The organism is Rhodococcus sp. 2H158, from assembly GCF_053764755.1.
The window spans coordinates 1-12,076 of record NZ_JBSNCE010000004.1 but is presented as its reverse complement, the minus strand read 5'-3'; the positions used below and the strand labels follow the sequence as shown (position 1 = coordinate 12,076).

10 protein-coding genes are annotated in these 12,076 nt (G+C 71.3%); 3 read left to right on the top strand and 7 right to left on the bottom strand.

Going from position 1 to position 12,076, the window contains the following annotated elements; genetic code table 11:
- Positions 1-9: 9 nt before the first annotated feature.
- From ACWPOB_RS04730 to ACWPOB_RS04705, 6 genes are all read right to left on the bottom strand, one after another.
- Complete coding sequence (locus ACWPOB_RS04730; protein ID WP_455400073.1) at positions 10-1,461, bottom strand: vWA domain-containing protein; 1,452 nt, start codon at positions 1,459-1,461, stop codon at positions 10-12.
- A 1-nt stretch (position 1,462) separates the two neighbouring features.
- Entirely contained in the window at positions 1,463-2,344 is an 882-nt protein-coding gene (locus tag ACWPOB_RS04725) for an AAA family ATPase (protein ID WP_006933754.1), read from the bottom strand.
- Positions 2,345-2,424: 80 nt separating this feature from the next.
- A complete protein-coding gene (locus ACWPOB_RS04720; protein WP_029544392.1) occupies positions 2,425-3,729 on the bottom strand; it encodes a glutamate-5-semialdehyde dehydrogenase in 1,305 nt (434 codons plus the stop codon).
- A gap of 96 nt (positions 3,730-3,825) precedes the next feature.
- Positions 3,826-4,932, bottom strand: coding sequence for a D-alanine--D-alanine ligase family protein (locus tag ACWPOB_RS04715; RefSeq protein WP_455400072.1), 1,107 nt, complete (start codon positions 4,930-4,932; stop codon positions 3,826-3,828).
- A gap of 49 nt (positions 4,933-4,981) precedes the next feature.
- A complete protein-coding gene (locus ACWPOB_RS04710; protein WP_455400071.1) occupies positions 4,982-6,103 on the bottom strand; it encodes a cystathionine gamma-lyase in 1,122 nt (373 codons plus the stop codon).
- 4 nt (positions 6,104-6,107) lie between these two features.
- Entirely contained in the window at positions 6,108-7,106 is a 999-nt protein-coding gene (locus ACWPOB_RS04705) for an NAD(P)H-dependent glycerol-3-phosphate dehydrogenase (protein ID WP_100058541.1), read from the bottom strand.
- A 116-nt stretch (positions 7,107-7,222) separates the two neighbouring features.
- Here ACWPOB_RS04705 and cofC point away from each other — a divergent pair, with 116 nt between their 5' ends.
- From cofC to ACWPOB_RS04690, 3 genes are read left to right on the top strand one after another with little or no spacing between them, the layout of a single operon-like run.
- Positions 7,223-7,903, top strand: coding sequence for a 2-phospho-L-lactate guanylyltransferase (cofC, locus tag ACWPOB_RS04700; RefSeq protein WP_455400070.1), 681 nt, complete (start codon positions 7,223-7,225; stop codon positions 7,901-7,903).
- 50 nt (positions 7,904-7,953) lie between these two features.
- Positions 7,954-10,158, top strand: a complete 2,205-nt coding sequence (locus tag ACWPOB_RS04695; RefSeq protein ID WP_455400069.1) for an RNA degradosome polyphosphate kinase — start codon at positions 7,954-7,956, stop codon at positions 10,156-10,158.
- Between the two features lie 8 nt (positions 10,159-10,166).
- The gene (locus ACWPOB_RS04690; RefSeq protein ID WP_455400068.1) at positions 10,167-11,105 is read left to right on the top strand and encodes an NUDIX hydrolase; all 939 of its coding nucleotides are present in this window, start codon (positions 10,167-10,169) and stop codon (positions 11,103-11,105) included.
- A gap of 99 nt (positions 11,106-11,204) precedes the next feature.
- On the opposite strand, the gene ACWPOB_RS04685 is transcribed toward ACWPOB_RS04690, so the two are convergent.
- Complete coding sequence (locus ACWPOB_RS04685) at positions 11,205-11,939, bottom strand: HU family DNA-binding protein (protein WP_455400067.1); 735 nt, start codon at positions 11,937-11,939, stop codon at positions 11,205-11,207.
- Positions 11,940-12,076: the final 137 nt, after the last annotated feature.

The following is a 12,076-nucleotide window of genomic DNA, read 5'->3' as shown; positions in this document are numbered from 1 at the left end:
CTTACGGGTTCACACCGGCAGCAGGCCCGCCACCACCTGCGCGAGCTGCTGCGCGGACCGGCACTCGTGCATCGTGATCACCTCGCCGTACACCTTCGCTGCCGAATCTCCGGCTCCCCATTGGCCGCGTGGTTCCGGGTTGAGCCAGTGGGCGTGCCGGGCAACGGCCACCAGGTGCTCGAGGGCGCCGAGATTGGGATCGCGGTAGTTGGTCCGCGCGTCGCCGAGCACGAGCAGGGAGCTGCGGCTGGTGAGGCTGTGCGCGTACCGCTCGGTGAACACGCCCAGCGCGTGACCGTAGTCGGAGTGGCCGTCGTAGGCGATCAGCTCGGCCTCGCGCAGCATCCGCGACATGGCGGCCCCGAGGTCGGCGCCGGCGGAGAAGTGGTGGGTGACCTCGTCGGTGCTGTCGATGAACGCGAACACCCGGACGCGGGAGAACTGCTCGCGCAGGGCATGCACGAGCAGCAGGGTGAAGTGGGAGAAGCCGGCGACCGATCCGGAGACGTCGCAGAGCACCACCAGCTCCGGACGGGCCGGGCGTGGCTTGCGGTTGACCAGGTCGATGGGCACCCCGCCGGTGGACATCGACTTGCGCAGCGTCCGGCGCAGGTCGATCGCTCCCGCGCGGGCCCGCCGCCGGCGCGCGGCGAGCCGGCTCGCCAGCAGCCGCGCCAGCGGGGTGACGCTGCGGCGCAGCGCGGTGAGCTCGGCGTCGGTGGCACGCAGGAAGTCGACCTCCTCGGCGAGCTTGGGCACCCCGTAGGTGGCGACGCGGTCGCGTCCGACCTGTTCGGCGGTGCGGCGACGCGTCTCGCGCTCGACCATGGCCCGGAAATCCGCCACTCGGCGCGCCGCCGTGCGGCGCGCCACCTCGGTGGCGTACTCGGTGTCCTGAGCCCGCTCCTGCGGGCCGGCGTTGCCGAGCAGGCCCTCGAGGATCTTCGAGACCAGCGTTTCGGGCGACACCTGGCGCAGCGCCTGGTACGCCGAGAACGACGGTCCGTTGCCCGAGGTGTACTGCCCCAGCTCCTCGACGATCTGCGCGGTCAGCAGCTCGACGAGCTCGAACGCCTCGGCGGAGTCGTCGGCGAGCATCTCGGCGATCAGGTCCCGCAGCGCCTCGAAGTCGATCTCGCCGTCCGGGGTGCGCGGCAGCGCCGGATCGATCCCGCCGGCCTCGCGGCGGCCGACCGCCGCCGGGAACCACAGGTCGAACAGGGCATCGAAGGTCGGGCGGTGGGTGGGCCGGCGCAGCAGCGCGCACGCCAGCCCCTCCCGGAGGGCGTCACGGTCGAGCAGGTCGAGCACGGACATGACCCGGCCGGCGTCGACGGTCTCGGACGGTCCTACGGGAATGCCGCGGCGGCGCAGTGCCTCGACGAATCCGACCAGATGGCCGGGCAGGCCGTGCGGCGCCGACGGCCCCTGGTCCCGCACCGGCGGGCGTGCCCCGGCCATGTCAGTTCAACCGCAGCTCGGCCGCGGCCCGCAGCTGATCGGACTGGTGTTTGAGGATCACCCCGAGCGTGGCCCGCACGGCGGCGTCGTCGAGGGTGTCGAGGCCCAGGGCGAGCAGCGTGCGGCCCCAGTCGATCGTCTCCGCCACCGACGGCAGCTTCTTGAGCTGCATGCCGCGCAGCACCCGGACCGTGCGCACGAGCTGCTCGGCGACCGTCTCGGGCAGCTCCGGTACCCGGCTCGCCAGGATGCGGCGCTCGAGGTCGGCGTCGGGGAAGTCGAGGTGCAGGAACAGGCAGCGTCGCTTGAGTGCCTCGGACAGCTCCCGCGTCGCGTTCGAGGTGAGCACCGTGAAGGGCTTGCGGGTGGCGCTGATGGTGCCGAGCTCGGGCACGGTCACCGCGAAATCGCTGAGCACCTCGAGCAGCAGACCCTCGATCTCCACGTCCGCCTTGTCGACCTCGTCGACCAGGAGCACCGTCGGATCCTCCCGGCGGATGGCGGTCAGCAGCGGGCGCGGCAGGAGGAACTCCTCGGAGAACACGTCCTGCTTCGTCGCGTCCCAGGAATGGTCGGTGCCGGCCTGGATCCGCAGGATCTGCTTGGCGTGGTTCCACTCGTACAGCGCCCGCGACTCGTCGACACCCTCGTAGCACTGCAGCCGCACCAGCTCGGCGCCGGAGGTCTGCGCCACCGCCCGGGCGAGCTCGGTCTTGCCCACCCCGGCGGGGCCCTCGATGAGCAGCGGCTTGCCGAGGCGGTCGGCGAGGAACACCGCGGTGGCGGTGGCCTTGTCGGCGAGGTATCCGGTCTCGGCGAGGCGGTCGATCACCTCGTCGACGTCGGCGAAGATCGGCGGGGTGGTCGGCAGCGCACGGTCCACGCTGTGTCCTTTCGTCGGGGCCGGCCCTGTCGGGTCCGGGTCTCGTCCGGTCCGGTCTCGTCGAGCGCTGTCGCGAACCCTCAGGCCGGCCGGGTGTGGCCGTCGCCCCACACCACCCACTTGGTGGAGGTGAGTTCCGGCAGTCCCATCGGGCCGCGCGCATGCAGCTTCTGGGTGGAGATGCCGATCTCGGCACCGAACCCGAACTGCTCGCCGTCGGTGAACGCCGTCGAGGCGTTGACCATAACGGCTGCGGCGTCGACCCGCGCGGAGAACTCCCGGGCCGCCGCGAGGTCGGAGGTGACGATGGCCTCGGTGTGGCCGGTGCCGTACCGGTCGATGTGCGCGACGGCCGCGTCGAGGTCGTCGACGACGGCGAGCGCGATGTCGAGGCTCAGGTACTCCTCCGCCCAGTCCGCCTCGGTGGCCGGCTCGAGGCCGGGCAGGTCACCGTGCACGGTGACGCTGTGGTTCTGCAGCACCTGCAGCAGCCGGGGTACGGCGGTGTCGGCGACGGCCTTGTCCACCAGAATCGTCTCGGCGGTGTTGCACACGCTGGGCCGGCGGGTCTTGGCGTTGACGACGATCTTCTCGGCCATGTCCAGATCGGCCGACGCGTGCACGTACACGTGGCAGTTGCCCACGCCCGTCTCGATGGTGGGCACGGTGGCGTCGCGGACGACGGCGGAGATCAGGCCGGCACCGCCGCGCGGGATGACGACGTCGACGAGTCCGCGTGCCTGGATGAGGTGCGTGACCGAGGAGCGGTCCGCGCTGGGCAGCAGTTGTACGGCGTCCTCCGGCAGCTCCTGCATCGCGAGGGCGCCGCGCAGGGCCTCGACGAGGGCGGCGTTGGAGTGGGCGGCCGACGACGACCCGCGCAGCAGGGCCGCGTTGCCGGACTTGAGGGCCAAGCCGAAGGCGTCGACGGTGACGTTCGGCCGGGCCTCGTACACCATCCCGACGACGCCGAGTGGAACCCGCATCTGCCGGATCTCGAGGCCGTTGGGCAGGGTCGAGCCACGGACCACCTCGCCGATCGGGTCGGGCAGCCCCGCGACCTGCCGCAGCCCCGCCGCGATGCCCTCGACGCGGGCCTGCGTCAGCCGGAGCCGGTCGAGCAGGGACTCCTCGGTGCCCGCCGCGCGGGCGGTCTCGATGTCCTCGGCGTTCGCGGCGAGCACCGCGTCGGACGCGGCGAGCACCGCGTCCGCGGCGGCGTGCAGGGCGGCGTCCTTCTGCGCGGTGGTGAGCAGGGCGAGCCGGCGGGAGGCGACGCGGGCGCGACGGGCCGCGGCGTGCACGGCCTCGCGGGTGTCCCCGGCGCCGGTCGCCCGGACGTCCCCGGAAACGGTTGCAGATGAGTCAGGGGTCACGGCAGTCATGGCCCCCAGACTAGTCCGCGCCCGGGCGGATCAGCGCAGCCCGGTCCCCCGCGCCAGGGCGGATCAGCGCAGCCCGGTGCCCCGCGCCCGGGCGGATCAGCGCAGCCCGGTGCCCCGCGCCAGGGCGGTGTCCACCAGCGTGGACAGCAGCGTGCGGTATTCGAGACCGCTGGCCTCCCACATGCGCGGGTACATCGAGATCGACGTGAACCCGGGCATGGTGTTGATCTCGTTGATCACGGGCCCGTCCTCCGTGACGAAGAAGTCGACGCGGGACAGGCCCTGGCAGTCGAGGGCGCGGAAGGCGCGGACCGCGAGCTCACGGATCCGGTCGGAGACGTCGTCGTCGAGCTTGGCGGGCACGTCGAACTCGCACACGTCGTCGAGGTACTTGGTGTCGAAGTCGTAGAACGCTTCGTGATCGCCGGACGGGTCGGGCATCCGGATCTCGGCGACGACACTGGCGCGCACGTCGCCGTCGGGGAACTCGAGCACGCCGCACTCGACCTCGCGACCGACGATCGCGGATTCGACGATCACCTTCGGGTCGTGCCGGCGGGCCTTCTCGATCGCCGCGTCGAGCGCCGCCCAGTCTGTGACGCGGCTGATCCCGATGGAGGAGCCGCCGCGGGCGGGCTTGACGAAGACCGGGAGGCCGAGACGCTGCTTCTGCTCCTCGCTGAGGGTCGCGGCGCCGGGGCGCAGCACGACCTGGAATCCGACGGGCAGACCCTCGGCCGCGAGCAGCTTCTTGGTGAACTCCTTGTCCATCCCGGCGGCGCTGGCGAGCACGCCGGGTCCCACGTACGGAACGCCGGCGAGCTCGAGCAGCCCCTGGATCGTGCCGTCCTCGCCGTAGGCGCCGTGCAGCACCGGGAACACGACGTCGACGGAGGCGAGCACCTTGCCGAACTCGCCCTCGTCGAGGGCGACGATGTCACCGGCCCGAGTGGGGTCGGCGGTGAGCACCAGCGCCGACCCCGCCGCGTCGACGGTCGGCAGCTCGCGGCCCGCCTTGGCGAGCCGTTCCGGATCCGTGTCGGCGAGCACCCAGGCGCCGTCGGTGGTGATGCCGATCGGGACGGCCTCGTAACGCTGCGGGTCGAGGTGGCGCAGGATGCTGCCCGCCGAAACGCAGGAGACGGAATGTTCGTTGCTGCGGCCGCCGAAGACGACGGCCACCCGGATACGGGGTGTGCTCACGGCACAAACCGTACCGGTGCCGCCGCCCCGGTAGATACCCGAGTCCTGCTCAGCACCGGGAGAGCGCGCGGTCGAGATCGTCGAGCAGGTCGGCGGTGTCCTCGATCCCGCAGGACAACCGCACGAAGCCGGCCGGTACGGGATCGCCCCAGCGGGCGCGCCGGTCGGCGGTGGTGTGGATGCCCCCGAAACTGGTCGCGGCGGTGACGAGCTCGCTCGCCGCGACGAACCGGTGGAACTGCTGTTCGCCGTCGAGCCGGAACGTCACCAGCGGACCGAACCGGCGCATCTGTGCCGCGGCGACGGGGTGGGCGGGATCGTCGCCCAGACCGGGGTAGCGGACGCCGCGCACGGCGGGATGCTCGCGCAGCATCGACGCCGCGGCGAGCGCGTTGGCGCACTGCCGGTCGAAGCGCAGCCCGGCGGTGCCCAGGCTGCGGTGCGCCAGCCACGTCTCGAACGGGCCGAGGACCGTCCCGGAGAGCAGGCGCTCCCGGTCGAGGGCCGGCACGAGTGCATCGTCGGCGACAGCGAGGTACCCCATCAGCAGATCGCTGTGCCCACTGAGCGATTTCGTGCCGCTGGCGACGACGACGTCCGCGCCCAGCGCGAGCGGCTGCTGCCCCAGCGGGGTGGCGGTGGTGTTGTCCACCAGCAGCAGGGCGCCGGCCGTCCGGCACAGCGCCGCGGTGGCGCGCAGGTCCACGACGTCCAGTCCCGGGTTCGACGGGGTCTCGGCCAGCACGAGCGCGCCCTCGCCGGCGCCGGCGAGGACAGCGCGGAGACTGCCGTCGCCGAACTGGGCGGCCGTGAGTTCGTGGACCGTGATCCCGAGGGGCTCGAGGCGTTCCCGCGCGTACTCGCGCACCTGGTAGTACCCGTCGGCGGGGACGACGACGGTGCCGCCGCCACGGGTCAGCGCCCGCAGCGCGACGGTGACCGCGGACATCCCGGACCCGACGACCCGGGCCGCGGCCGCGCCCTCGAGCGCGGCCAGCGCGGATTCGAGGGCACGCCAACCGGGATTCGAGGCGCGGGCGTAGGTGTCGGTCTCCGTGCCCTCCGCGCAGAGCTGGTAGGGGGCGGCGAGGACCGGACCGGGCTGCAGCGGAGCCCCCGGAATATGTTCGGCGGCAACCGCTTTCACGCAGCGTGTGGAGTCACCCAGCACAGTCTCACTCCGGCTTGACCCGGCGGCCGAGCAGCAGCCCGATCGCCTCGGGCACCGACATGCCCTCGTAGCAGACGCGGTGCACGGCGTCGGTGAGCGGCATCTCCACGTCGTAACTGGCCGCCAGCGCCCGGACGGAGGTGCACGACTTGACCCCCTCGGCCACCTGGCCGTGCGTGGCCTCCTGGGCGCTCTCGAGCGTCCCTCCCCTGCCCAGTCGCTCCCCGAACGAACGGTTGCGCGACAGCGGCGAGGTGCACGTGGCCACGAGGTCGCCGACACCCGCCAGCCCGGCCAGGGTGGCCGGGCTGGCACCGAGGGCAGTGCCCAGCCGGGTGATCTCGGCCAGCCCACGGGTGATGATGGAGGCGATCGTGTTGTCGCCGAGGCCGACACCGGCCGCCATGCCGCACGCGAGCGCGATGACGTTCTTGCACGCGCCGCCGATCTCGCAGCCGATCACGTCGGTGTTCGTGTAGGGCCTGAAATACCCTGTTGCACATGCTCTTTGAATCTCGAGCGCCCGAGTGGAGTCGGAACACGCGATCACCGTGGCGGCAGGCTGCCGATCGGCGATCTCGCGGGCGAGGTTCGGCCCGGACAACACCGCGATGCGGTCGTGTTCGGCGCCGGTCACCTGGGCGATCACCTGGCTCATCCGCATGAGGGTGCCGCCCTCGATGCCTTTCGCCAGGCTCAGCAGGGTCGCGTCGGAACCGATGTCGTCGCGCCACGCCCCGAGATTCGCGCGCAGCGTCTGCGACGGCACCGCGAGGACGAGGAAGTCCACTCCGTCGAGTGCGACGCGGTGATCCGCGGTGGCGCGCAACGTCGAGGGCAACTCGACGCCCGGCAGATAGTCCGGGTTCTCGTGCCGGGCGGCGATCGCCTCTGCCACCTCCGCGCGCCGCGCCCAGATCGTCACGTCCGTTCCGGCCTCCGCCAGTACCTTCGCGAAGGCCGTCCCCCACGACCCCGCCCCCAACACCGCAGCCTTGCTCACGCAGTCCCCTTACTCGTGTCCGATCCCGTCCGCAGACCCACCGCCGCGACCGCTCCAGTATCGCCCACCGCCGCGCCCGCGACCGTCCTCGTCGCCGACTGGCAGAATCGACGACCATGACCGCCGCGCACGCGCTGATTCCCGTCAAGGCCCTCGGCCTGGCGAAGTCGCGGCTGGCGCACGTCCTCGACCCCGGCACCCGAGCGGCCCTGGTGCTCGCGATGCTCGACGACACCCTCCACGCGGCGCTGGCGGTCGAGGGACTCGCCGTCACCGTGATCACCACCGACGCCGATGTCGCCGCGCTGGCCCTCGGCGCGGGGGCGCACACGCTCGCCGATCCCCCCGCCGTCGACACGGCCGGCACCGCCGTCGATCCGCTGAATGCGGCGCTCGCCGCCGCGGCCCGGCGAGTGCGGTCCCGCGAGCCCGGCGTGGATCTAGTCGCGCTGCATGCGGACCTGCCGGCACTGCGGCCCGCCGAACTGTCCGCGGCCCTGACCGCGGCGCGCGAGGTCGGCCGGGCGGTCGTCGTGGACCACACCGGCACCGGCACCTCGGCGCTGCTGCACTGCACGGCCGAACCACTGCACCCGCTGTTCGGTCCGGACTCGGCGCACCGTCACGTGCGGGCGGGAGCCCGTCCCCTGGCCGGGGACTGGCCGGGACTGCGGCTCGACGTGGACACCGTCGCCGATCTCGAGGCCGCGACCGCGCAGGGCGTCGGGCCCGCGACGGCCTCGGCCCTGGGGCGGATCGGATGGCCGATGCCCGTTCGTCATCCCGACTTCGGGTGACGTACGTCGACGGATTGTCCGCCGTTCCGAAACTGAGGGATGATCGACGTGTGAAACACGGCGATTCCACGGACCAGCGCATCGACACCGAACCTCCCGGGTTCGCCGGGGCATCCGGCGACGGCGGAGCCGGACTCGACGGCACCACCGCCACCCGTTCGGCCTCGGCGCCGAGCGCCCCGCCCGCAGCCACGATGCTGCAGGCCGTCGCCGACGGCCTGCCGCTGGACCGCTACCTCAACCGGGAACTGAGCTGGCTCGACTTCAACGCGCGGGTGCTCGCGCTGGCCGAGGACACGTCTCTGCCGCTCCTCGAACGTGCCAAATTCCTTGCGATCTTCGCCTCGAACCTCGACGAGTTCTACATGGTGCGCGTCGCCGGCCTCAAGCGCCGTGCCGAAACCGGCCTGTCGGTCCGCTCCGCCGACGGGCTGTCGCCACGAGCGCAACTCGCGCTCATCGCGCGCAGCACCCAGGAGATCGCGCGCCGGCACGCTCTCGTCTTCCTCGATTCGGTCCTGCCCGCCCTGACCGCCGAAGGCATTTCCATCATCGACTGGGACGATCTGACCGACGACGAAAAACGGCGCCTGACCGCGTACTTCGTCGAGCAGGTGTTCCCGGTGCTGACGCCCCTCGCGGTCGATCCGGCGCACCCGTTCCCGTACATCAGCGGGCTGAGCCTCAACCTCGCTGTCACCGTGAAGGATCTCGAGTCCGCCGGGGAGCACTTCGCGCGGGTGAAGGTGCCGGACAACGTCGATCGCTTCGTCCGGGTCCGCCGGGACGAGATCGACGCGTTCCTGCCGCTCGAGGAACTCATCGCGGCACATCTCGACGTGCTGTTCCCCGGCATGGAAATCGTCGAGCACCACGCCTTCCGGGTCACGCGCAACGCCGACTTCGAGGTCGAGGAGGACCGCGACGAGGATCTCCTCCAGGCGCTCGAGCGGGAACTCGCCCGTCGCCGCTTCGGTTCTCCCGTGCGTCTCGAGGTCGCCGACGACATGACCGAGCACATGCTCGAACTGCTGCTGCGCGAGCTCGACGTCGATCCCGCCGACGTGGTGCAGCTGCCGGGACTGCTGGACCTGTCGAGCCTGTGGCAGGTGCACGACGTGGACCGCCCCGACCTGAAGGACCGGCCGTTCGTGCCGGCCACCCACCCCGCGTTCGGCGAACGCGAGACCCCCAAGAGCGTGTTCTCGACGCTGCGCGAGGGCGACGTGCTGGTGCACCACCCCTACGACTCCTTTTCCACCAGCGTGCAACGGTTCATCGAGCAGGCCGCAGCCGACAGCCAGGTGCTCGCCATCAAGCAGACCCTCTACCGCACCTCCGGCGACTCCCCCATCGTCAACGCACTGATCGCCGCGGCGGAGGCCGGCAAGCAGGTGGTGGCGCTGGTGGAGATCAAGGCCCGCTTCGACGAGCAGGCGAACATCAAGTGGGCCCGCAAGCTCGAACAGGCCGGGGTGCACGTGGTGTACGGCCTGGTGGGACTCAAGACCCACTGCAAGACGTGCCTCGTGGTCCGCAGGGAGGGCTCGCTCATCCGCCGCTACTGCCACATCGGTACCGGCAACTACAACCCGAAGACCGCCCGGCTCTACGAGGACGTCGGCCTGCTCACCGCCGCCCCGGAGATCGGTGCGGACCTGACCGATCTGTTCAACACGCTCACCGGTTACTCGCGGATGGCGAAGTACCGCAACCTGCTCGTGGCCCCGCACGGCGTGCGGTCGGGCATCATCGAACGGATCGACGCCGAGATCGAGCACCACGCGGCCGGTCGCGACGCCCGGATCCGCCTGAAGGCCAATGCGCTGGTCGACGAGCAGGTCATCGACGCGCTGTACCGCGCCTCCTGCGCCGGGGTACCGGTGGAGATCGTCGTGCGCGGCATCTGCGCGCTCAAGCCCGGCGTACCGGGACTGAGCGAGAACATCACGGTGCGGTCCATCCTCGGGCGGTTCCTGGAGCACTCGCGCGTCCTGCATTTCCGGGCAGCCGACGAGATCTGGATCGGCAGCGCCGACATGATGCATCGCAATCTCGATCGCCGGGTGGAGGTGATGGCACAGGTGAAGGATCCCCGGCTGGCTGCGCAACTCGACTCGATCTTCGAGTCGGCGCTCGACCCGGCCACCCGGTGCTGGACGCTGCGGGCCGACGGAACCTGGCTCGCGTCGCCGGCTCCCGGAACCGCGGCCCGTGACCATCAAGAAGAGCTCATGCGTAGCCGTAGCTCCTGATCGGAAGGATGTCGGTGTCCCCCGTTTCCGACAACGCAATGCGAGCCAACATCTTCGCCGCCGGGGCTGTCCTCTGGCGACGGAATCCGACCGACCGGAACCGTTTCGAGGTGGCGGTCGTGCACCGACCGCGTTACGACGACTGGTCCTTCCCCAAGGGCAAGCTCGATCCCGGCGAGACCCCGATCGTCGCCGCTCTACGCGAGATCGAGGAGGAGACCGGGATTTCGGCGCGCCTCGGCCGGTATCTCGGCAAGGTCACCTACCCGGTGCCGGGTCACCGCAAACTCAAGCGGGTGGACTACTGGGCCGCCGAGGAATGCAGCGGGGAGTTCACCCCCAACGACGAGGTCGACGAGCTGCGCTGGCTCGCACCCGACGACGCCTTCGCGGCCCTGTCGTACCCGATGGACCACACGGTGCTGCGGCGCTTCCAGGCCCTGCCGCCGGACACGGCGACGGTGCTGATCGTGCGGCACGCCAAGGCCGGCAGCCGCAGGAATCACCGGGGCGAGGATCGGGACCGGCCGCTCGACGCGGCGGGCCGTGCCCAGGCCCAGGCCCTCGTTCCGCAACTGCTCGCGTTCGGCGCCGACAGCGTGGTCGCCGCGGACCGGGCACGCTGCGTGCAGACGGTGCAACCGCTCGCGGACCGGCTCGGGATCGACGTCGCCGTCGAACCCTCCCTGACGGAGGAGGAGTACAGCGCCGACCCGCAACTCGGGCGCAAGCGGGTACTCGACCTCGCCCAGCGCGGCGGGGTGCCGGTGATCTGCAGCCAGGGCAAGGTGATCCCGGACCTCGTGCAATGGTGGGCCGAGCACGACGGGATCGCCGCGCCGAACACGCGTAACCGCAAGGGCAGCACGTGGGTGCTGTCGCTCGCCGGCGACCGGCTCGTCGCGGTGGACCACATCGACAGCCCGCTGCCCGCCGGGCCCGCCTGAATGCGCTTCGGCGGCCATCGAGGTTCCCCCCGATGGCCGCCGAACGGACGGTATCCGGTTGGCAGCCCTACTTCTCGGCAGCCCTACTCCCTAGCAGCCCTACTTCTTGGCGGCAGCCTTCCGGGCCGGCGCCTTCTTGGCCGCGGTGGCCTTCTTGGCCGGAGCCTTGGCCGCGGTGGTCTTCTTCGCCGCGGTGGTCTTCTTGGCCGCGGTGGTCTTGGCCGGAGCCTTGGCCGCGGTGGTCTTCTTCGCCGCCGTGGTCTTCTTCGCCGCGGTGGTCTTGGCCGGAGCCTTGGCCGCGGTGGTCTTCTTCGCCGCCGTGGTCTTCTTGGCCGCGGTGGTCTTGGCCGGAGCCTTGGCCGCCGTGGTCTTCTTGGCCGCGGTGGTCTTGGCCGGAGCCTTGGCCGCCGTGGTCGTCTTCTTCGCCGGAGCGGCCTTGGCGGCAGTCTTCTTCGCCGCCGCGGTCTTCTTGGCCGCGGTCTTCTTCGCGGCCGCGGTCTTCTTCGCCGCGGCAGCCGCGCCCCGCTTGACGGCCGGACCCGTCGCGGGGAGCTTCTGGCTGCCGGCGATGACCGCCTTGAACTGCGCGCCGGGGCGGAACGCCGGCACCGACGTCGGCTTGACCTTCACGGTCTCACCCGTGCGCGGGTTGCGCGCGACCCGGGCCGCGCGGCGGCGCTGCTCGAAGACGCCGAAGCCGGTGATGGTGACGCTCTTACCCGAGTGCACTGCGCGCACGATCGCGTCGACCATGTGCTCCACGGCCGCCGTTGCAGTGCGCCTGTCCGAACCGAGCTTTTCGGTCAGAACATCGATCAGCTCTGCCTTGTTCATTGCATTCCTCCGCACATAACGGTCCACCGTCAGACCGACTCGAGTCCACGGTAGACCCGCAAACGGGCAAGAGTCTATGTGCCACGCCAATTCTCATGCAAATTCCGGGCGGGGGGGGGGGGAGGGGGGGGGGGGGG